A 20675-nucleotide genomic window follows, 5' to 3' on the forward strand; every position below is an offset into this window, starting at 1 on the left:
GGATGACCACCCAGCTCCTCAGCGCTGTGCGGCTTGGCGGTAGGCCGCCAGCGTCGTTTCCGCTGTGCGGCGCCACGTGAAGCTCGCCGCGTGGGCGCGTCGCTCGATGGACCTCGATGCCAGCGGGGGTTCCGCGACCGCCTCGCGCAGGGCCGCGATCAGCGCGTCCACCTCGCCGTAGGGCGCCAGGTGCGCGAAGCCGCCCGAAATCTCGCGCAGCGCGGGGATGTCCGAGCACACCACGGGCACGTCCGAGGCCAGCGCCTCCAGCACGGGCAGGCCGAAACCCTCGTCCCGGGACGGGAGCACCAGCGCGGCCGCCCCGGCCATCACGTTGTGCAGGTCCCGCTCGGACAGATAGCCCAAGCGCCGGCTCCGCGAACTCCCGGGCGCGGGCCCGGGGCCGGAGAACACCAGTGGCGGCAGGTCCTCGGCCGCCGCATGAGCCCGCAACAGCCAGTCCAGGCCCTTGCGCGGGCCCGCCGCGCCGACGAACAACAGGTACCGCTCCGGCAGCCCCAGCCGCTCGCGCATCGGCTCGTCCGGGGGACGTCCGGTGAACCACGCCGCGTCCACGCCCAGCGGCGTCACCACGACCTTCGCCCGGTCCACGTCCAACCGCGTCGCGACCGCGTCAGCCACCGCCGCCGTCGGGGTGCAGATCACGTCCGCGCGGGCGGCGCCCCGGCGGACCAGCTCCGGCAGCTCCCGGTCACTCGGCGGCAGCTCTTCGGGCGCGTCCAGGAACGCCAGATCGTGGATCGTCAGCACACCCGCGGCCCGCACCGCGCCGGGCAGCACGAAGTTCGTCCCGTGCACCACGTCCGCGCGGCCGGCGAACAGCTCGATCGGCGGGAACGTCGACCGCAGCCACGCCTTGCGCAGCATCCGCGCGGCGACCGGCATGCCGCGGGCCCGCGCGCCGTGCGGCAGCACGTACCGCAACCGGCGCCAGCCGCGCAGGGTGAACGCCACCGCACGCATGTCCACATCGGACATCGAGGCGAGCTCTTCGGCCAGGGACGCGGTGTAGCGCCCGATGCCCGTCCGGTCACCCAGCAGCGGGGTGCCGTCCAGCAGGACCCGAAGCGCTCGCTCAGCCACGACGGCGGGCGACCTTCCGCACCCGGCCCGCGACCCGCCGCGCCAGCTCCTTCGGGCCACCGTCGGCGAGGTACTCCTTGACCAGCGCCAGATCCCGCCGCACCGCCTCCGCGCCGCGCACCGGCTCCTCCGCGGTCAGCGGCGCGGCGCCGACCAGGCGGTCGGCCGCCGGGCGCGGGTTGCGGCAGAACTCCACCAGCGGCGCCAGCGCGGTCGGCCACGCGAACCGCTGCGCGACGACCTCGATCCGCGCGCGGCACTCTGCCGCGAAGTCCTCGTCGTAGAGCACCCGCTCCAGCGCGTCCGCCAGGGCGTCCACGTCCTCGGCCGGCACCACGACACCCAGCTTCTCGTCGCGCACCAGGTCGGCGAACGCGTCGCCGTCCGTGGTCACGATCGGCAGCCCCGCCCACAGGTAGTCCAGCACCCGGGTGCGGAACGCGAACGTGGTCTCGACGTGCTCGTAGTGCGTGGTCACCCCGCAGTTCGCGTCGAGCAGCCAGTTCTGCCGCTCGCCGAAGGGCACCCACTGCTCGTTGAAGTAGACGTGCTTGTCGGTGAGCCCGAGCCGGTCGGCCAGGTGGATCGTGCGCGCGCCGATGTCCATCTCGGCGACCTCGGGGTTCGGGTGCTTCATCCCGAGGAACACCAGCTTCACGTCGGGCCGCCGCTGCCGCAGCCGGTCGATCGCGTGCACCAGCGTCAGCGGGTCGAACCAGCTGTAGACGCCACCCGCCCACAGCACGACCCGGTCGCTGCCGTCGATGCCCAGCGTCGCCCGCAGGCCGGGGCCGGTGCGCACCGGCGGCTCCGGCGACAGGCCGAACGGGACGACCGACAGCAGCGACTGCGTGGTCGGGTCCGCGTCGTACAGCCGCGGCGACAGGCGGCCCAGCGCGGCCAGGTGGCCCAGCCAGAACAACCGCTGCCGCTCCGACGCGCACAGGAAGAAGTCCCCGCGCAGCAGCTGTGCGTCCAGCACCCGCGTCACGCCGGCCAGATCGGCGGCGCGGCGGTCGTCCGGCGCGCTCTTGCCCTGCTCCAGCAGCTCCAGGTGCATCGGGTCGTACAGGTCGCAGACCACGATCTTGTTCGAGTCCTGGGCCTTCAGCGCGGGCGCCATCTCCAGCACGTGACCCTGCAGGATCACGATGTCCGCCCACGCGACCGGCTCGGTCAGGTCCCGCTTGCGCGCCGCGCTCACCGGGAACGGCGCGGGCGGCGGCGCCGCCAGCGGGTTGACCGTGACCAGGCGCACGTCGTGTTCGGCGGACAGGACCGTGGCGATGTTCCACGCGCGGATCGCCGGGCCCGCCATGCGGTCGGTGATCGCGTCGCCGGTGATCACCAGGACCTTGCGGCGCTGTCCGAACACGGCCTCGATGCCGAAGACGTCGGCGAGGACGTCGTGCGCGGCGAGGTAACGCGGCAGGGGATAGGCCGGCTCCAGGGCCTTGCGCATGAGCGGGATCAGGTCGGCGTCGGTGCGCACGCGCGCGGCCTGCTCGGCGGCGCGCGACTCGGTCAGCGACGGCAGCAGCTCGACGAACTGGTCGATCGCCAGCACCCCGGCCAGCGTGGTGCGCGGGATCGCCACCGGCGCGGTCTCCACCGGACCGGCCTTGGCGAGATCCAGCTGGGTGGGGTCCAGCTCGCCGCGGGCGGTGGCGCGGCGCACGGCCAGCGCCAGCGCGGCGGGCAGCACCTTCGCCAGCGTCTCGTCGGAGAGGTTCTTGTAGAGGGCGGCGAGAGCGTTGCGCTCCAACAGGAACGTCTCGCGACCGGTGTCCGGCGCGTCCACTTCGGACATCGTGCCGTGGTGGCGGTGGTAGGCGACCGACTCCGGCACGTACCGCACGCGCCAGCCGCGCAGGTTGAGCCGCCAGCCCAGGTCGACGTCCTCGTAGAACATGAAGAAGCGCTCGTCGAACCCGTCCAGCGCGCGGAACACGTCGGCGCGCACGAACATCGCCGAACCGGTGGCGAACAGCACGTCCTTGGCGACGTCGTGCTCACCGGGCGCCACGTCGGCCAGCGGACCGCCCGCGTGCCGCTTGTACCCCATGCCGAACCAGGTCAGGCCCGCGTCCACGAAGTCCACGCCGGTGCCATCCCAGTCCAGGACCTTGCTGGCCACGGCGGCGACGGTCGGCTCGGCGCGCAGCACGTCGACCGCCGCCTTCACCCACGCCGCGTCCGGGCGCGCGTCGTTGTTGAGGAACGCGAGCACGCTGCCCTGGGCGTGCCGGGCGCCGAGGTTGCAGCCGCCCGCGAAACCGGTGTTGGTGTCCGACTCGATCACCCGCGCGTCGCCGGCCGCGGCCTTGATGCGCGCGACGTCGTCCCCGCCCGAGGCGTTGTCGACGACCAGCACCTCGAGGTTCGGGTAGTCGAGGTCCTCGCGCAGGGCGCGCAGGCAGGCGATCGTGTGCTCCGCGCCCCGGTAGTTCACCAGGATCACCGAGACCAGCGGCAGTGGTGTGTCCCCCTGGACCAACGCCCGACCTCCGTACTCGCCGTGTGTCCGGCAGAGACTATCGGGAGGTCCAGGCCGCCCAGACCGCGCCTCGGCCGACCGTCGAGCGGCGCGTGATCGACTTCCGCGCGGCCAGTGTCGCGGGCAGCCGGAGGATCACTTCGCCGAGGACACGGCACCGCAGGCCCAGGCGGAAATTGGGCGCTTCCGGCACGTTCCGCTTGAGCGGCAGCAGGGCGGTGATCGCGGTGAACCGGGCCAGCTCGCGCGCGGCGATTCCGGCCGGGGCGCAGCGCAGGAGGGTGAGCAGCCGGTTGCGTTCGTTCCACCGGTGGAAGCTCTCGGATCCCGGTTGCGTGCTGGCGCCGTGGCGGTGTGTGACACGCGCCGTGGGGACCGTCACGATGTCATGGCCGGCGAGCCGCAGGCGCCACGCGGTGTCGGTGTCCTCGTAGTAGCAGAAGAAGTCCGCTGGGACCCCGCCGACTTCGCGCAGCGTGGCGGTGCGGATCAGCGCGGCCCCGCCGCAGAAGGCGAACACCGGGGTCTGTGTGGTCTCCGCGGTGTCGTAGCCGTGGCCGTCCGGGGTGAGGTTCACGCCGAGGGACTGGACCTGTCCGTCGGCGTATTCCAGGCGGGACGCGGCGGCCGCGGCGTCGCCGACGTGGTCCTCCAGCTCGGCGAGCCAGTCCGGGGCGGGGGCGGCGTCGTCGTTGAGCCACACCGTGAACTCGGTGTCCACTTCGGACAGCGCGTGGGCGGTGGCGCCGGCGTACCCGGTGTTGCGGGACAGCCGGACGACCTCCGGCGCGGACGGATGCCGGGCCAGCAGGTGGGCGGTGCCGTCGTCGGAGGCGTTGTCGATCACGAGCAGCCGGTGCGGGCGCGTCTGGGCGGCGAGGGCGTCCAGGCAGGCGGTGATGTGCGCGGCACCGCGCCAGGTGACCACCACGACGGTGCTGCGGATCGGCACACCGGAAGAATACGGGCCGTGCCGGAACTCGTGGTCATCGCCGAGCAGCTGCTCGCGCCCGTGCCCGGCGGGACGGGCCGCTACACCGCGGAGCTGCTGCGCGCGCTGACCGAGACCGCCCCGCCGGGGTGGACGGTGTCGAGCGTCACGGCGCGGCACGCCGAGGGGTTGCCCGGGACGCGGATGCTGCCGTTGCCGCCGCGGGCGCTCGTCGCGGCGTGGCAGGCCGGGCTGCCGTACTGGCCGGGCGGGGACGCGGTGCACGCGCCGACCCCTTTGGCCCCGGCGCGAGTGCCGCGCGGGCGCACGCTGTCGGTGACCGTGCACGACACCGTGCCGTGGACGCATCCGGAGACGCTGACGCCGCGCGGGGTGCGCTGGCACCGGGCGATGATCGCGCGGGCGGCCCGGCGTGCTTCGGGACTCGTCGTGCCGACGCGGGCGGTCGCCGACGATCTCCGCACACGCGTGCCGGTGGCGGTGCCGGTGACCGTGGCCGGGCACGGGGTGGCGGAGGTGTTCACCAGAGACGACCTGCCCGAGGTGGACGTGCCGGACCGCTACGTGCTGGCGGTCGGGACCATCGAGCCGCGCAAGGGGATCGACGTCCTGGTCTCGGCGATGGAGCGGGTGGGGGTGCCGCTGGTGCTCGCCGGACAGCCGGGCTGGGGTGGTCTGGACCCCGTCGCGATGGCCGGAAACCGTGCCCACGTGCGGGTTCTGGGGCGGTTGACCGACGTTTCACTGGCGGCCGTGTTGCGGCGGGCGTCCGTGCTGGCGGCGCCGAGCGTCGCGGAGGGCTTCGGATTGCCGGTGCTGGAAGCGATGGCGGCCGGGGTGCCGGTGGTGCACTCGGACGCTCCAGCGCTGGTCGAGGTCGCCGGGGACGCGGGCGTGCGGTTCCCGCGCGGGGATTCGACGGCGCTCGCGGCGGCGCTGAACGACGTTCTGTCCAGTCCGGAACGGGCGGCTGACCTGGTGCGTCGTGGACGGGCGCGGGCGGCGGCGTTCTCCTGGGAAGGAGCCGCACGAGCCGTTTGGGCCGTGCACGACCGCACCACTTCGTGAGTTCCCGACCACGGCGATCCCGATCAGCCGTACCCTGCACGAGTGGGAAGAGGCGAACCCAGCGTCCTGATCGATGCCACGGCCGTGCCCGCGGACCGGGGCGGGGTCGGTCGCTACGTGGACTCGCTGGTGGCGGCGCTGGACGCCGACGGCGCGCCCATCACAGTGGTCTGCCAGCCACGGGATTTCCGGCTCTTCGACCGGCTCGCGCCGCACTCGCGGGTCGTGCCGGCGGTCCAGTCCACCGCGACGCGCACCGCGCGGCTGATCTGGGAGCAGACGACGCTGCCGTCGCTGGCGCGGCGGCTGGGTGCGGACGTGGTGCACTCGCCGCACTACACGATGCCGCTGGCCGGGCCGTCGGCGTCGGTGGTGACGTTGCACGACGCGACGTTCTTCACCGACGCGGTGCTGCACTCGTCGGTCAAGGCGCGGTTCTTCCGCGGCTGGACGCGCACGGCGTTGCAGCGGGCGACGTTGTGCGTGGTGCCGTCCAAGGCGACGGCGTCGGAGCTGGCGCGGGTGGCGCGGCCGCGGCGGCAGCCGGAGATCATCGAGCACGGGGTGGATGTCGAGCGCTTCCACCCGCCGACGCCGGACGAGGTGCGGGCCGCGCGGGCGGCGATCGGGCTGGAGCGGATGCCGTACGTGGCGTTCCTGGGGGCGCTGGAGCCGCGGAAGAACGTGCCGGCGCTGATCCGAGGGTTCGTGAAGGCGGTGGAGCACCGGCCCGACCCGCCGGCGCTCGTGCTGGCCGGGCAGCCGGGCTGGGACACGCAGGTGGAGAAGGCGCTGGCGGCGGCGCCGTTGCGGCTGCGGGTGATCCGGGCCGGGTACCTGCCGTTCGACTCGCTGGCCGGGTTCCTCGGTGGGGCGGAACTGGTGGCCTACCCGAGCCTCGGCGAGGGCTTCGGCCTACCGGTCCTGGAGGCGATGGCCTGTGGCGCGTGCGTGCTCACCACCCGGCGCCTGTCGCTGCCCGAGGTGGGCGGCGACGCGGTGGCGTACTGCGGTGTCGGCCCGGGTGATGTCGCGGTGGCGCTGGGCGAGCTGCTGGACGACCCCGCCCGCCGGGCGTTCCTCGCGTCGGCCGCCCAGAGGCGCGCGAAGGAGTTCTCGTGGGCCACGAGCGCGGAAAAACACCGCGAGGCCTACGGCAAGGCGTGGCACCTGCACAAGCGGGAGCACTAGCCGTTGGACGGTGTTCGGCAGGTGATGTGTCGGCGGGTGTCAGGCGCAACGCCCGGTCGATCTGACTGTCACGGTGGTCGCGGCTGCCCAGCCTTGAGGCGCTGTACCCCCCACGCATCCTCGCCTCGAGGGTGACTCGCCTCGCCCCTGGAGGAATTCCTCGGCCGCGGATCCGATTCCCGTAGCCGCACGACTCCTCGGGGTAGCGGACTGCCGCGGCCGTCAGTCACGGGGTGCCCGCCCGATCGCGCTGCGTAGTGGGGGCACAATGGCCCGCGTGACCGAGCCGAGCCGTTACGGCGACGGGGTCGCCGTGGTTGTCGTGACGTACTTCCCCGGTGAGGACCTCGACCGCTTCCTCGACAGCCTCGAAAAGGCGACCACCCGCGACGTCCACGTGGTCGTCGCCGACAACGACTCCACCGATGACGCCCTCGACCGGGCCGAAAAGCGCACATACACCCACGTCCTGCGCATCGGCGAAAACCTCGGCTACGGCGGCGGCGCCAACCGCGGCGTGGCGGCCCTCGACGACCGCTACGGCTGGGTCGTCATCGCCAACCCCGACCTCGAGTGGGAACCCGGCTCGCTGGACACCCTCCTGGAAGCCGCCCGGCGATGGCCCCGCGGCGGCGCCTTCGGCCCGCTCATCCGCGACCCCGACGGCACCGTCTACCCCTCCGCCCGCCTGCTGCCCTCGCTCGGCCGCGGCGTCGGCCACGCCGTCTTCGGCAAGATCTGGCCCGCCAACCCGTGGACCCGCGCCTACCGCCAGGAACACGCCGCCCCGAGCGAACGCACCTCCGGCTGGTTGTCCGGCTCGTGCCAGCTCATCCGCCGGGAAGCGTGGGATTCGGTCGGCGGCTTCGACACCCGCTACTTCATGTACTTCGAGGACGTCGACCTCGGCGACCGCATCGGCCGCGCCGGCTGGCTCAACGTGTACGTGCCCTCCGCCGCGGTCACGCACATCGGCGGCAAAGCCACGTCCCGCGCGCCGAAGAAGATGCTGGCCGCCCACCACGAGAGCGCTTACCGCTACCTCGCCGACCGCCACCAGGGCCTCGCCTGGAAACCGGTGCTGGCCGCGGTCAAGCTCGGCCTGAAGCTGCGCCTGAAGTTCGAGACGCGCGGCAAGTAACGCGGCCCTACAGGCCTTCCAGCCGCCGCGCGAAGTCGGTGTTGCCGGTCTGCGTCTTGGTCGTCGGCACCAGCCCGTCGACCTCTTCCTCCGGCTGCACCGGCGTCATGTTCACGCGGGTGTCCGGTTTCGAGGCGGGCAGGCTGCCCTGCACCGACTCGATCACCGACGCCGGCACCACGGCCGTCGTGTCCGGGTCGTCCGCGTCGATCTTGTCGACGACGTCCCGGGGGATCTGCTGCGTGCTCGAAGCGTCCATCGGCGAGGTCGCGGCGTCCGGCGTCACGACGAACGCACCCCGGGACTGCGCCCTGGCCAGCAGAGCGTCCGCTCGATCGCGGGGGTCCATCCCCTAGGCCTCCCGACTCGACGTGGGCCCTCTCCGAACGGGGCCCTCCGTGTGCTGTCTAGGGTAGGCCCTCCGGGCCGTCGCCGTCATTGTTTCCCGCGGCTTGTCGCCCACCGGTGCGTGATAACGGGAAGGATCTTGACGTGACATCGGAACTTGATGTCGATGCCGTTGTGCTCGTGGGCGGTAAGGGAACCCGCCTGCGGCCGTTGACCCTGTCCGCCCCGAAACCGATGCTGCCCACCGCGGGCGTGCCGTTCCTGACCCACCTGCTGTCCCGGATCCGCGCCGCGGGGATCCGGCACGTGGTGCTCGGCACGTCCTACCGCGCCGAGGTGTTCGAGGAGCACTTCGGCGACGGCGCGTCGCTGGGGCTGGAAGTCGAGTACGTCGTCGAGGACGAGCCGCTGGACACCGGCGGCGCCATCCGCAACGTGGCCGGTTACCTGCGCGCCGACCACGCCGTGATCTTCAACGGGGACATCCTCTCCGGCGCCGACCTGCGCGCACTGGTCCAGACCCATCTCGACACGAGCGCGGACGTCACGCTCCACCTGCAGCGCGTCGAGGACCCGAGCCGCTTCGGATCGGTGCCCACCGACGCCGACGGGCGGGTCACCGCGTTCCTGGAGAAGACCCCGAACCCGCCGACCGACCAGATCAACGCCGGCTGCTACGTGTTCCGCCGCCCGGTGCTGGAGTCGATCCCGGCCGGCCGCCGCGTGTCGGTCGAGCGCGAGACCTTCCCCGGCCTGCTGGAGGGCGGCGCGCACCTGCACGGGTTCGTCGACGCCTCCTACTGGCTCGACGTCGGCACCCCGGAGGCGTTCGTGCGCGGCAGCGCGGACCTGGTGCGCGGGCTCGCCCCCACCTCGGCGCTGCCCGGGCCGGCCGGCGAGGCCCTGGTCCTGCAGGGCGCGGACGTCGCCGCGGACGCGACCGTCACCGGTGGCTCGACCATCGGCGGGGGTGCGCACGTCGCGTCCGGCGCCCGGATCGCCGGGTCGGTGCTGTTCGACCGGGTGTCCGTGGCGGAGAATGCGGTCGTGGAGAACTCCGTGCTGGGTGTGGGTGCGCGCGTCGGCAAGGGGGCGGTGCTCAAGGGCGTCGTCCTCGGGGACGGCGCGGTCGTCGGCGCCGGGTGCGAGTTGCTCGACGGCGCCCGCGTGTGGCCGGACGTGACCCTGCCCGACGGTTCGATCCGGTTCTCCAGCGACGCCTGATGCGTTACCGCCCGCCGTTCACCCTCGACCTCGACGCGGTCCTCCGGCCGCTGCGCCGGGGCAAGGGCGACCCGTGCCTGCGGGCGGACGAGCACGGCCGGACGTGGCTGACCGGCAACACCGCCGACGGTCCGGGAACGCTGGTGCTGCGCCGGTTCGCCGACGGCGAGATCGAGGCCGCGGCGTGGGGCCCGGGGGCGGACCGGCTCCTCGACGGGGTGCCCGCGCTGGTCGGCGCCGAGGACGACGACAGCGAGTTCGTCTCGCACCACGACCGGATCGCCGAGGTGCGGCGCCGCATGCCGGGGCTGCGCCTGGGTGCGACCGGCCGGGTGTGGGACGTGCTGGTCCCGGCCGTGCTGGAGCAGAAGGTCACCGGTTACGAGGCGCGCCGGTCGTGGCGGGAGTTGTGCCGGTGGTTCGGCGAGCCGGCTCCGGGACCCGCTCCGGCGGGGATGCGGGTGCCGCCGACGCCGGAGGCGATCATGTCCATTCCGGACTGGACGTGGCACCGGGCCGGCGTGGACCACAGCAGGCGCAAGGCGTTGATCTTCGCGGCGCAGGTGGCGCACCGGCTGGAGAAGGCGGTGGAGCTGCGTGGCGCGGAGGGGCGCGCGTGGCTGCGGAAGGTGCCGGGCATCGGGGTGTGGACCGCGTCGGAGGTCGCGCAGCGCGCGTGGGGTGACCCGGACGCGGTCAGCTTCGGCGACTTCCACATCCCGGCGGTGGTCGGGTACGCGCTGCTCGGCGAGCCCCTGGACGACGAGGGCCTGGCGGAGGTGCTGGCGCCCTACGCACCGCACCGGCAGCGCGCGGTGCGGTACCTGGAGGCGGCCGGGTTCTCGCGCCCGCGCTTCGGCCCGCGATTCTCGCCGCGGGACTACCGCGCCATGTGAAGCGCGGCGCGCACGATCTTCAGCGCGTCCTCACCCGACAACCCCAACGCCCGGGTCACCGCGGCATACGTCTCGGCCGCTTCACGGGCCCGGGCCAGCGACTCGTCCCCCGCGGAGGCCACGAACGAACCCGCCCGGCCGCGCGTTTCGATCAGCCCCGCCTCCTCCAGTTCGCGGTAGGCGCGGGCGATCGTGTTCGGCGCGATGCCCAGCTCCTCCGCCAGCCCGCGCACCGTCGGCAGCTTCGTGCCCACCGCGAGCGCGCCGGAGTTGATCTGCCGCGCCAGCCCGGACCGCACCTGCTCGTACGGCGGCACCGCCGAGGACGGGTCGACCGAGACGATCATTCGCACGCCGCCGCGATCAGCTCGGTCAGGTCCTCCGAACCGGGCGGCAGCGCGGTCAGCGGCCACCACCGCAGGTCGTCCGACTCCGCGCTGCGCACGGGCTCCGAACCGGCCGGCGCGGTCACCACGAACCGCACGTCGAAGTGCCGCGTCGGCACCCCCAGCGAGCACGTGATCGGGTGCACGTCCAGGTGCACCGGCTCGGCCGAGATCGTCAGCCCGCTCATCCCGGACTCCTCGGTCGCCTCCCGCCACGCGGCGGCCGCCAGCGACGTGTCCGACTCCTCGCAGTGCCCGCCCAGCTGCAGCCACCGCCCGACGCGCGGGTGCAGCGTCAGCAGCACGTGCGACCGGGAAGCGTTCAGAACCACGGCTGAGGCGGTGATGTGCCCGGCCGCGCAGGACCGCCGGCACGCGTCCTCCCGCGCGGCGAGGAAACCCAGGAACGCGTGCCGCAGCGCCTCCTGCCCGGCCGTCCCCGGCTGCCACTTCTCCAGCGTCTCCGCGACATCGGCGTGCAGGCTCACAGTTCGACCAGCCCGTCCGTCACCGGCTCACGGGGCTGGGCGGCGGTGGCCGGATGCCCGATCGCGACCGCGCCCAGCGGCTGCCACGACGGCTCCAGCCCCAGCACCTCGCGCACCACGTCGGCGGCGAAGATCGTCGACCCGATCCAGCACGACCCGAGGTCCTCCGCCGCCAGCGCCACCAGCAGCCCCTGCACCGCGGCACCGCCGGCGACGGTGAACATCGTCCGCTCGCAGGCGTTGCGCCGCTCGTCCGGATACGTGTGCGCGCCGTCCGGCACCAGGAACGGGATCACCACTTCGGGCGCCTCGAACAGGATGTCGCCCCGGGCCACCCGCCGAGCGATCTGCTCCTCGGTGAACGCGTCACGGGCCAGGTCCGCCCGCCACGCCTCGCGCATCGCCTCCAGCAGCTTCGTCCGCAGCCCGCGGTCGCGCAGCCACACGAACCGCACCGGCCGCGTGTGGTGCGGCGCGGGCGCGGTCAGCCCGGCGCCGATCGCGCGGCGCAGCGCGTCCGGATCGACCGGCTCGTCGGTGAACGAGCGCACCGACCGGCGCACCAGCACCGCCTCACGACGGCCCTGCGCGATCGCCTCGCGCGTGCCGAGGGAGAACATGTCCTCCTCCGACGGCCGCACCAGCTTCCGCGCGGTCGACCCGTCGTCGGCGATCTCCAGCCCGCGCACCACCGCGACCGGCGTCGCGGTCAGCTTGCCCTTCACCAGGTCCGCGGCCGCCGCGATCTCGTCGGCCACCGCGATCTCGGTGACCTGCAGCTCGTTGCCCTGGCCGTCGACCTCGCCCTCGTAGGAGTGCAGCACGCGCAGCCCGCTCGCGCCGATGGCGTTGTCGGTCTGCCCGACCCGCCACGCCCGGCCCATCGTGTCGGTGATGACCACCGCGACCTCGACGCCCAGCCGCTCGCGCAACCCGTTGCGCAGCGCCAGCGCCGAGGCGTCCGGATCGGCGGGCAGCAGCGCGATCTCGTCACCGGCCACATTGGACGCGTCGACCCCGGAAGCGGCCTGCACGATGCCGATCCGGTTCTGCGTGATCAGAGTCCGGTTGAACCGGGCCAGCACCCGCACCGACTCCTGCTCGACCAGCTCGCGCCGGGCCGCGTCGCGGGCTTCCGGGTCACTGGGCACGCGCACCAGCCGTCCCTCGATCTTCGACACGACCTTGCTGGTGACCACCAGCACGTCACCGGAACGCAGCCAGGGGGCGGCGGTCGCGATCGCGCCGGTCAGGTCGTCGCCCGGCCGGAACTCCGGCAGGCCCTCGATCGGCAGGATCTCCAGCCGCGCGGCGGAGTGGTCACTCAACTTCGGCTCCCGCGAGTTCGAGCGCGGCGCGCGCCATCGCCGCGGTGGCGTCCACATCGGACATCAGCAGCGGCACCGCCCGCACCGCGACGCCCGGCACGTGCACGGTCTCGCCCTCGGCGACCAGCCAGCCGTCGAGCAGGCCGTCCTCCGAGGTCTGCCGCGATCCGTAGTGGATGCCGACGGCCTCGGCCGAGGTCTCCACCCCGATGGCGGTCAGGCACGCGTCGGCCATGCCGCGCACCGGCTTGCCGCTGATGATCGGCGACACCCCGACCACCCCGGCGTCGGTCTTGCGCAGCGCCTCCGTCACGCCCGGCACGGCCAGCACGGTGCCGACCGAGACGACCGGATTGGACGGTGCGAACAGGACCGCGTCGGCCTCCGCGATGGCGTCCAGCACACCCGGCGCCGGCTTGGCCTCCTCGACCCCGACCGGCACGATCGAATGCGCCCGCGGTTCGGCCCGGTAGCGCACCCACCACTCCTGGAAGTGGATCGCCTTGCGGTTGCCCGGGTCCTCCGGATCGTCGATGACGACGTGGGTCTCGACCCGGTCGTCGGTCATCGGCAGCAGCCGCACGCCCGGCTGCCACCGGTCGCACAGCGCCTCGGTGACCGCGGACAGCGGGTAGCCCGCGCGCAGCATCCGCGTGCGGATCAGGTGGGTGGCGATGTCCTTGTCGCCGAGGCCGAACCAGGTCGGCTCGGCGCCGTAGGCCGCCAGCTCCTCCTTCACCACCCAGGTCTCGCCCTGGTGCCCCCAGCCGCGCTCGGTGTCGATGCCACCGCCCAGCGTGTACATGCAGGTGTCCAGGTCCGGCGCGATCCGCAGACCGTGCATCCACACGTCGTCACCGGTGTTGACCACCGCGGTGATCTCGTGCGTCGACTCCCCAGGGCCGATCGGGGGCAGACCCAGCGCGGCTTTCACTCCGAGCAGGAAGCGGGCGCCGCCCACCCCGCCGACAACTACGACAACCTTCACAGCGAGCGATCCTCGCACGCCCGGGGGCCCGGAACCCAGTAGCGGTACCTGTGGTGCTCGGCGAACCCGAGCCGCTCGTAGAACGCGAGCGCTCCCGCGTTGTCCACGGCGACCTGGAGCACGGTCCGCGTCGCGCCGCGGTCGGCCGCCCACGGGCCGCACGCGGCCATCAACGCCGAGGCCAAGCCGCGGCGGCGGTACTCCGGCCGGACCGCCAGCCGGGCGATGTGCAGGACGTCGTCGGCCACCGCCGCACGCACCGCGCCGGCTGTGACTCCCATCACTTCGGCGACGGCGTACCCGACTTCGCCGGTGGTCAGCACGTGCCGCTCGGCGTCCGTCGGCTCGGGTCGTCCGATGGTCAGCTCCCACCAGCCGGCGGTCGGCTCCGGGAGGACGGGCACCTCGCCGTCGCGCGCGCCGAGCGGACCGGTGAGCACGGCCACCAGGTGCCCGGCGGCGTGACCGGTGTTCGGCACCCAGCCGGCGGCCTCGATCGCGCGCTCGTTCGCGCTGCCGGCGACCACCTGCACGACCGGCGGGATCCGGTGGGCGTGGGCGAAGTCACAAACAGCCGTCAGCGCGCTCCCGGTCGGCACCCCCGGGTCGCCGACGGCCAGCGCGCTGTTGGCGCGTCCGGTGAACCCGCCGGCGGCGCGAAGCCGCCAGTCACCGATCTTGTCCACGGTCACGGCGGGCCACGCGTCGGCGCAGCGCAGTTCGAGCGTCTCGGAGGAGTCCACGTCCCCATTGTGCTCGCCGATGGGCGGATTAAGGGTGGCCTCACTTTGGAAGGTTCCCGCCTCGGCGCGTAATGTCCAGGATCGGTAGTGGATCCTTGGACCTAGCTGGAGATCGCAGTGACGTACGTGATTGCCGAGCCCTGCGTCGACGTGCTCGACAAGGCGTGCATCGACGAATGCCCCGTCGACTGCATTTACGAAGGCGACCGCATGCTCTACATCCACCCGGACGAGTGCGTGGACTGCGGTGCGTGCGAGCCGGTGTGCCCGGTCGAGGCGATCTACTACGAGGACGACGTGCCGGACGAGTGGGCCGAGTACACCAAGGCCAACGTCGACTTCTTCGACAGCCTCGGCTCGCCCGGCGGCGCCTCGAAGGTCGGCAAGACCAGCAACGATCCGCAGTGGATCAAGGACCTGCCCCCGCAGGGCGAATGAACCGCGGCGGTACCGGTCTGCCCGACTTCCCGTGGGACTCGCTCGCCGAGCCCACGGCACGGGCGAAGTCCCACCCGGGCGGCCTCGTCGACCTCTCGGTCGGCACGCCGGTCGACCCGGTGCCCGAGTCGATCCGCGCCGCCCTGGCGTCGGTCTCGGAAATCCCCGGGTACCCGACCACCCACGGCACGCCCGAGCTGCGTGCGGCGGCGGTCGAGGCGCTGAGCCGCCGGCACGGCGTCACGGGCGTCGACCCGGCGACGGTGCTGCCCACCATCGGGTCCAAGGAGCTGGTCGCCTGGCTGCCGCGGCTTCTCGGTGCCGAGCCGGGCGACACAGTGGTGATCCCCGAGCTGGCCTACCCGACCTACGAGGTCGGCGCGCTGCTGGCCGGCGCCGGGATCCTGCGCACTGACGACCCGCGCGGCCTCGCCGAGCCGCCCGCGATCGTCTGGCTGAACTCGCCGTCCAACCCGACCGGACGCGTGCTGGGCGCCGACGCGCTGCGCGGGATCGTCGAGTGGGCGCGTGAGCGGGACGTGATCGTGGTCTCCGACGAGTGCTACCTCGCGCTGGGCTGGGACGCCGATCCGGTGTCGATCCTGCACCCGTCGGTGTGCGGCGGCCGCCACGACAACCTGCTGGCCGTGCACTCGCTGTCCAAGTCCGCGAACCTGGCCAGCTACCGCGCCGGGTTCGTCACGGGCGACCCGGAGCTCGTCGCCGGGCTGCTGGCGGTGCGCAAGCACGCCGGCATGATCGTGCCGCGCCCGGTCCAGGAGGCGATGACCGCCGCACTGGCCGACGACGGCGCGCTGGCGCTGCAGCGCGACCGCTACGCCCGCCGCCGCCTGGTGCTGCAGAAGGCGTTGCAGGACAACGGTTTCCGCATCGACCACTCCGAGGCTGGGCTCTACCTGTGGGCCACCCGCGGTGAGGACTCCTGGCAGACCGTGCAGTGGCTGTCCGAGCGCGGGATCCTGGTCGCGCCGGGCACGTTCTACGGCCCCGCGGGCGGTGAGCACGTGCGAGTGGCGCTGACCGCGACCGACGAGCGCGTCGAAGCCGCGGCCGAGCGCCTCGGTCAGTAGTCGCGGCCGCTGATTCCCCGGTAGACGAACCGGGTGAGCGCCTCGATCGCCTCGTCCTCGGTGAGGTCCGTCACCCCGTCGTGCCACAGCTGGGCGAAGCTGTCGACCACCGCGGTCATCATCGTGACGCTCGCCAGCGGTGAGCCGGGCAGGCGGTGGCCCGCCTTGGTCACGTAGTCCACGTGATCGGTGATCTCCTCGTTCTGCACCCGGGTGAACTCGTTGAGCTTGGCCGCGAAGTCCTCGTTGACCTGGGCCGCCTGCCGCAGGGCGCGCAGGGTCGCCGCGTGCTCGGCGTAGAAGCGCCAGTACTCCGCGACGTGGAACCGGACCGCAGCGGGGTCGGTGAAGTCCGGGCTGTGCTCAGGGCGGTCCACGCTCTCGTCGCCGGCCGCCTCCAGGTCTGCCAGCAGTGACTCGAGCAGTTCTTCCTTGCCGGCGAAGTGGTTGTAGAACGACCCGGCCGCCCGGCCCGCTTCGGCCGTGATGTCGGTGATCTTCGTGCTCAGGTAGCCCCGAGTGGCGAACAGGCGCTGCGCGGCGGCCTTCAACGCGGCCTCGGTCTCCGCGGCCTTCTCCTTGCGCTTCACGGCACCTCCTTGACGGGAGCACGCTAGCAAGTCCATTATGAATCTGAATTCAGTGAATGGAGATTCAATTATGGATGTGGTGATCGCGGGCGCCGGCCCGGCCGGGCTCGCACTGGCCATCGACCTCGCCCGGCGCGGAGTGGGCGTGCGGATCGTCGACAAAGCGACCGAGTTCTTCCGCGGCTCCCGGGGCGACGGGCTGCAGCCGCGCACGCTGGAGGTGTTCGACGACCTCGGGGTGATCGACGTCGTGCTGGCCGCGGGCCGGGAGACGCCGGCCTTGCGTGTGCACCTGGACGGCGAGTTCGTGGTGGAGCGCCGGATCTTCGAGCCGCGCGAGCCGATGCCGGACGTGCCCTACCCCAACGGGTGGACGCTCGGGCAGGCGCAGATCGAGGGCATCCTGCGTGACCGGCTGGCGGAGTTCGGGGTGCGCGTCGAGCTGGGCGCGGCGTTGACCGGCTTCACGCAGGACGCCGCCGGGGTCACCGCGGAGCTGGCGACCGGCGAGACCGTGCGGGCGGACTACCTGGTCGGCGCCGACGGCGGGCGCAGCTTCGTACGGAAGGCGCTGGGGATCGAGTTCGAGGGCGTCACGGACGAGTCGTTCCGGATGCTGCTGGGTGACGTCGAGGCCGATCTCGACCCGGAGTTCGGCTACTGGTTCGCGACCGCGGCGGACCCGGGGCGCGGGGTCGTGATGAGCCCGCTGCCGGGGATCGGCCTGTTCCAGTTCGGCGCGCCGCTGGAGGAGGAGGACGTGGAACCGAGCGTGGCGACGCTGCAGTCCACTCTGGACGCGCTCGGCGCCCGGGTGCGGCTGGGGGAGCTGACGTGGTCGACGGTGTGGCGGCCGAACGTGCGCCTGGCGAAGCGGTTCCGGGTGGGCCGGGTGTTCCTGATCGGCGACGCGGCGCACGTCCACCCGCCGACCGGCGGGCAGGGGCTGAACACGAGCGTGCAGGACGCGTACAACCTGGGCTGGAAGCTCGCCGACGGGTCACCGGAGCTGCTGGACAGCTACGAAACCGAGCGGCGAGCGGTGGCCGAGCGCGTGCTGGGCGTGTCGTCGGAGCTGCTGCGCAAGTACCGGGAGGGCGACGAGCGGGCCCACGAGCGCGGCGCGGACACCGACCAGCTGAACATCAGCTACCGCACGTCGGACGAGCCCGGGCTGGCGGCGGGGGACCGGGCGCCGGACGCGCCGCTGCTCGACGAGGACGGCACGGAGGTCCGGCTGTTCGACCTGTTCCGCGGCCCGCACGCGACGAGGCTGATCTTCGGTGGTCCTGGGGCGGACGAGCCACACACCTACGCGGTGCTCCGCCCGGGGGAGACCGCCACGGGCCGATACGTGATCGACGCGGAGGGGCACGCCTTCGCTTCGTACGCGGCGAAAGAGGTGGTCGTCCGACCGGACGGCTACGTGGGCGAGCTGGTGCGCTAGCACGGCCAGCCGGTGCGGCGGGGAAGGAACATGCGTCCGGCGGTTGGCGGGGGCCGGGCCCGACGTCGCGGCCGCGCCGGTGCAGGTACCGCTCGGCGGCGCGGTCCGGGTGGTGGGGGCCGGGCGTTGGGGTGGTGCCGCAGGCTTCCGGCCGTGCTCGCGCGGTCGGCCGGCGCGCGGCACGCGGCGCGGCCGGTTCGACTTCCCGGTCGGGCCGGTTCGGCTTCCCGCGCCGCGGGCTCGGCTCGCCTCCGGCGTCCGCGGGGCGGAGCAAGTGATCGCGCCCGGCGGTTGGGCGGGCGGCGCTAGCCGCGGCCGCGCTCCGCCGGCGCCGAGGCGATGGCGCTACCCACAGACCTTCGCCGCTGCCGCGTCCACCTCTGCCAGCACCGCCGGCCACGCGGCCCGTGCGGCGGCTCGTCGCGTCAGTTCTCGCTCCGCGATGCGGCCCGCTACGAAACCCACGGCTGGTTCGTCGGCCGCCGAGAGCAGGTCTCGCATCCGCGCGGCGGCCACCACCGCGTCCTGGTGGTCGCCCAGCACGTCCTGCAGCCGCTTGGTCGCCTTGATCAGCTCGCGCACCCGCGCGGCCTGCTTCTTCCGCGCCGCCGCCTTCGCCGTCTCCGCCGCGTACCGCAGGCGCTTGCCATGAATGCGCAGCTCGTGCAGCTCGTCGTCCGGCGGGTCGGCCGGCAGCGCGGCCACCGCCTTCACCAGCTTCCGGTACGGCTTGCGCACCACCGCGCCCACATCGACCGGGCCCGGCGCCGGATCAGCGCTCAGCTGCAGCTCCGTCAGCACCAGCCGCGCGGTCGAGCGCAGCAACGCCGCGTACCGCGCGCTGCCCAGGCACCGGTTGAGCCGCCGCTTCGCCTTCGCCCGCTCGGCCACGAAGATCCGCACCAGCCGCGCCCCGGCGGCCTGGTCGGCCTCGCCGAACGACGCGACCGTCGCGCGCAGATGGCCGATCAGCACGTCGTGGTCGCGCACCTCGCCGAGCCCGGCGGCGAGCCACTTCAGCTCGGCCCGCACGTCGTCGCCCGCCGGCCCCAGCAGCTTCAACGCGCTGCGGAGCCGGCGGACCGCCACGCGCATCTGGTGCAGGTCCTCGGGATCGGCCCCGGACCGCGTGCCCGGCTCGTGCCTGAGCATCGCGCGCAGCTGCCCGTCGATCCGCGCCCGCAGCAGCGTCTCGGGGGTGTCCCGCGGACCCGCGACCAGCGGTTCCCCAGGCAGCCCGAGGTCACCGGCGGTCACGGCTCGGGAGGGCAACGTAGCGGTGCTCACCCGGTGAATGATAGGTGAACGAAACCCGCGTTCAGTTCGCGTGCAGCATCTCGTTCAGCTCGATGCCGGCCCCCGTGCGCGGCACGGCCTCGACCGCGCCGGTCTCGGAGTTGCGCCGGAACAACGCGCCGGAGATGCCGGACAGCTCGCGGGCCTTGACGGTCTTGCCCTCGACCACGACCTTCGTGCCGGCCGTGACGTAGAGCCCGGCCTCGACCACCGAGTCGTCCCCGAGGGAGATGCCGACCCCGCCGTTGGCGCCGATCAGGCAGCGCTCGCCCAGCGAGATGACCTCCTTGCCACCACCGGACAGCGTGCCCATGATCGACGCGCCACCGCCGACGTCGGTGCCGTCGCCGACGACCACGCCGGCCGAGATGCGGCCCTCGACCATCGACGCGCCGAGCGTGCCGGCGTTGAAGTTCACGAAGCCCTCGTGCATGACCGTGGTGCCGTTGGCCAGGTGCGCGCCGAGGCGCACGCGGTCGGCGTCGCCGATCCGCACCCCGGTGGGCACCACGTAGTCGACCATGCGCGGGAACTTGTCGACGCTGTAGACGGTGACCGGGCCGCGCGCCCGCAGCCGCAGCCGGGTCTGCTCGAAGCCCTCGACCGGGCACGGGCCGTGGTTGGTCCACACGACGTTGGCCAGCAGGCCGAAGATCCCGTCCAGGTTCTGCCCGTGGGGCTGCACCAGGCGGTGCGACAGCAGGTGCAGGCGCAGGTAGATGTCGTGCGCGTCGGCCGGGGCCTGCGCGAGCGTGCCGATCGTGGTGCGGACCGCGACCACCTCGACGCCCCGGGCCTCGTCCGGGCCGAGCAGCTCGGCGGCGGCCTCGCCGAGGATCTCGACGGCCTGCTCGCGGGTCAGCCGCTCGGTCCCGCTGGTGCCGGGCTCGCCCAGCTTGGGCTGCGGGAACCAGGTGTCCAGCACGGTCCCGTCGGTGGTGACGGTGGCCAGGCCGACGCCGTGCGCACCGGTGGTCTCGGGATTGGGGCTCTGCTCGCTCACGGCCCTAACCGTAACTCAGCCGGTCACGAGCTGGGTGTCCACCAGTTGCTTCACCGACCGGAGGCTGTCGGCGATCGCGGTGAGCGCCGAGGTGCACGCTCCGCCCGGATCGGCGACGGCGTCGCAGTGGCCGCCGCGGTAGGCGCCGATGCCCTTCTCCAGGTCGTTCGCCGCCGCGACCAGGTCCGGGTGCTTGGTGCCGGCCTGCTCACGCACCAGGCCCGGGGTGCTGCCCAGCTCGGTGACGTACTTGCCGCAGCCGCGCGGGGTCTGCCCGGCCGGGTCGCGGAAGCAGGTGTCCGCGGTGAGGGCGTTGAGCTTGACCGACAGGGCGTAGGGCGTCTCCGCCTGGCCGGCCCCACCCTTCGGGGTCGGGCCCGCCTCGTTGGAACAGCCGGCCAGCACGAGTGCCAGCGCACCGAGGGCGATCAGGGGCTTCCACGTGCGCACCTGCTC

At 73.3% G+C, this 20675-nt stretch carries 21 protein-coding genes; 8 read left to right on the forward strand and 13 right to left on the reverse strand.

Features of this window, described 5'->3' with window-relative positions:
* Positions 1–18: 18 nt before the first annotated feature.
* The 3 genes from IE290_RS32770 to IE290_RS32780 are packed head-to-tail and all read right to left on the reverse strand — an operon-like array spanning position 19 to position 4553.
* Positions 19–1104 carry a glycosyltransferase family 4 protein gene (locus IE290_RS32770; RefSeq protein ID WP_191248613.1) on the reverse strand — a complete coding sequence of 362 codons (1086 nt, stop codon included), beginning with the start codon at positions 1102–1104 and terminating at the stop codon, positions 19–21.
* Positions 1097–3601 (reverse strand): glycosyltransferase, encoded by a 2505-nt coding sequence (locus tag IE290_RS32775; RefSeq protein WP_191248614.1) that lies wholly within the window; start codon positions 3599–3601, stop codon positions 1097–1099. The genes IE290_RS32770 and IE290_RS32775 overlap by 8 nt, the downstream gene beginning before the upstream one ends.
* A gap of 37 nt (positions 3602–3638) precedes the next feature.
* The gene (locus tag IE290_RS32780) at positions 3639–4553 is read right to left on the reverse strand and encodes a glycosyltransferase family 2 protein (protein ID WP_191248615.1); all 915 of its coding nucleotides are present in this window, start codon (positions 4551–4553) and stop codon (positions 3639–3641) included.
* A gap of 18 nt (positions 4554–4571) precedes the next feature.
* Between IE290_RS32780 and IE290_RS32785 the strand changes: the two genes are divergently transcribed.
* The 3 genes from IE290_RS32785 to IE290_RS32795 all read left to right on the forward strand — a co-directional run bounded on the left by IE290_RS32785 (position 4572) and on the right by IE290_RS32795 (position 7953).
* Positions 4572–5621 (forward strand): glycosyltransferase family 4 protein, encoded by a 1050-nt coding sequence (locus IE290_RS32785; protein ID WP_191248616.1) that lies wholly within the window; start codon positions 4572–4574, stop codon positions 5619–5621.
* A 42-nt stretch (positions 5622–5663) separates the two neighbouring features.
* Positions 5664–6812, forward strand: coding sequence for a glycosyltransferase family 4 protein (locus IE290_RS32790; protein ID WP_229874852.1), 1149 nt, complete (start codon positions 5664–5666; stop codon positions 6810–6812).
* Positions 6813–7080: 268 nt separating this feature from the next.
* The gene (locus IE290_RS32795) at positions 7081–7953 is read left to right on the forward strand and encodes a glycosyltransferase family 2 protein (RefSeq protein ID WP_191248617.1); all 873 of its coding nucleotides are present in this window, start codon (positions 7081–7083) and stop codon (positions 7951–7953) included.
* 7 nt (positions 7954–7960) lie between these two features.
* Here the strand turns inward: IE290_RS32795 and IE290_RS32800 are convergent, their stop codons facing one another.
* Positions 7961–8302 carry a hypothetical protein gene (locus tag IE290_RS32800; RefSeq protein ID WP_191248618.1) on the reverse strand — a complete coding sequence of 114 codons (342 nt, stop codon included), beginning with the start codon at positions 8300–8302 and terminating at the stop codon, positions 7961–7963.
* A gap of 143 nt (positions 8303–8445) precedes the next feature.
* Between IE290_RS32800 and manB the strand changes: the two genes are divergently transcribed.
* Both manB and IE290_RS32810 read left to right on the forward strand, forming a co-directional pair.
* A complete protein-coding gene (gene manB, locus IE290_RS32805; RefSeq protein ID WP_191248619.1) occupies positions 8446–9525 on the forward strand; it encodes a mannose-1-phosphate guanylyltransferase in 1080 nt (359 codons plus the stop codon).
* Positions 9525–10421 (forward strand): DNA-3-methyladenine glycosylase family protein, encoded by an 897-nt coding sequence (locus IE290_RS32810; RefSeq protein ID WP_094006897.1) that lies wholly within the window; start codon positions 9525–9527, stop codon positions 10419–10421. The genes manB and IE290_RS32810 overlap by 1 nt, the downstream gene beginning before the upstream one ends.
* Here the strand turns inward: IE290_RS32810 and IE290_RS32815 are convergent.
* Genes IE290_RS32815 through IE290_RS32835 form a run of 5 tightly spaced genes read right to left on the reverse strand, consistent with a single transcriptional unit; the run spans position 10406 to position 14354 of the window.
* A complete protein-coding gene (locus tag IE290_RS32815; RefSeq protein ID WP_191248756.1) occupies positions 10406–10768 on the reverse strand; it encodes a GntR family transcriptional regulator in 363 nt (120 codons plus the stop codon). The two genes, IE290_RS32810 and IE290_RS32815, sit on opposite strands and share 16 nt — an antisense overlap.
* On the reverse strand, positions 10765–11295 hold the full coding sequence (locus tag IE290_RS32820) for an NUDIX hydrolase (protein WP_191248620.1): 531 nt from the start codon (positions 11293–11295) through the stop codon (positions 10765–10767). Before IE290_RS32820 ends, IE290_RS32815 begins: the two co-directional genes overlap by 4 nt.
* The gene (locus IE290_RS32825) at positions 11292–12623 is read right to left on the reverse strand and encodes a coenzyme F420-0:L-glutamate ligase (protein WP_191248621.1); all 1332 of its coding nucleotides are present in this window, start codon (positions 12621–12623) and stop codon (positions 11292–11294) included. The genes IE290_RS32820 and IE290_RS32825 overlap by 4 nt, the downstream gene beginning before the upstream one ends.
* On the reverse strand, positions 12616–13611 hold the full coding sequence (gene cofD, locus IE290_RS32830; protein WP_191248622.1) for a 2-phospho-L-lactate transferase: 996 nt from the start codon (positions 13609–13611) through the stop codon (positions 12616–12618). The genes IE290_RS32825 and cofD overlap by 8 nt, the downstream gene beginning before the upstream one ends.
* Complete coding sequence (locus IE290_RS32835; RefSeq protein ID WP_191248623.1) at positions 13608–14354, reverse strand: GNAT family N-acetyltransferase; 747 nt, start codon at positions 14352–14354, stop codon at positions 13608–13610. The genes cofD and IE290_RS32835 overlap by 4 nt, the downstream gene beginning before the upstream one ends.
* A 117-nt stretch (positions 14355–14471) precedes the next feature.
* On the opposite strand from IE290_RS32835, the gene fdxA reads away from it, so the two are divergent.
* Both fdxA and dapC read left to right on the forward strand, forming a co-directional pair.
* Entirely contained in the window at positions 14472–14792 is a 321-nt protein-coding gene (gene fdxA, locus IE290_RS32840; protein ID WP_020420964.1) for a ferredoxin, read from the forward strand.
* Positions 14789–15883, forward strand: coding sequence for a succinyldiaminopimelate transaminase (gene dapC / locus IE290_RS32845; protein WP_191248624.1), 1095 nt, complete (start codon positions 14789–14791; stop codon positions 15881–15883). The genes fdxA and dapC overlap by 4 nt, the downstream gene beginning before the upstream one ends.
* Here the strand turns inward: dapC and IE290_RS32850 are convergent.
* The gene (locus IE290_RS32850; RefSeq protein WP_229874853.1) at positions 15877–16473 is read right to left on the reverse strand and encodes a TetR/AcrR family transcriptional regulator; all 597 of its coding nucleotides are present in this window, start codon (positions 16471–16473) and stop codon (positions 15877–15879) included. The genes dapC and IE290_RS32850 overlap by 7 nt on opposite strands.
* Positions 16474–16543: 70 nt before the next feature.
* On the opposite strand from IE290_RS32850, the gene IE290_RS32855 reads away from it, so the two are divergent.
* Complete coding sequence (locus IE290_RS32855) at positions 16544–17920, forward strand: FAD-dependent monooxygenase (RefSeq protein ID WP_191248626.1); 1377 nt, start codon at positions 16544–16546, stop codon at positions 17918–17920.
* 345 nt (positions 17921–18265) lie between these two features.
* Here IE290_RS32855 and IE290_RS32860 read toward each other — a convergent pair whose 3' ends face one another.
* Genes IE290_RS32860 through IE290_RS32870 form a run of 3 tightly spaced genes read right to left on the reverse strand, consistent with a single transcriptional unit; the run spans position 18266 to position 20669 of the window.
* Complete coding sequence (locus IE290_RS32860) at positions 18266–19207, reverse strand: CHAD domain-containing protein (protein ID WP_373300595.1); 942 nt, start codon at positions 19205–19207, stop codon at positions 18266–18268.
* A gap of 31 nt (positions 19208–19238) precedes the next feature.
* Entirely contained in the window at positions 19239–20219 is a 981-nt protein-coding gene (gene dapD, locus IE290_RS32865; RefSeq protein ID WP_191248627.1) for a 2,3,4,5-tetrahydropyridine-2,6-dicarboxylate N-succinyltransferase, read from the reverse strand.
* Positions 20220–20234: 15 nt separating this feature from the next.
* Positions 20235–20669: a hypothetical protein gene (locus tag IE290_RS32870; protein ID WP_191248628.1), complete on the reverse strand. Its 435-nt coding sequence runs from the start codon at positions 20667–20669 to the stop codon at positions 20235–20237.
* Positions 20670–20675 lie beyond the last annotated feature (6 nt).

It is taken from the genome of Amycolatopsis deserti, from assembly GCF_014653945.1.
In the GTDB taxonomy this organism is placed as follows: Bacteria; Actinomycetota; Actinomycetes; order Mycobacteriales; family Pseudonocardiaceae; genus Amycolatopsis_E; species Amycolatopsis_E deserti.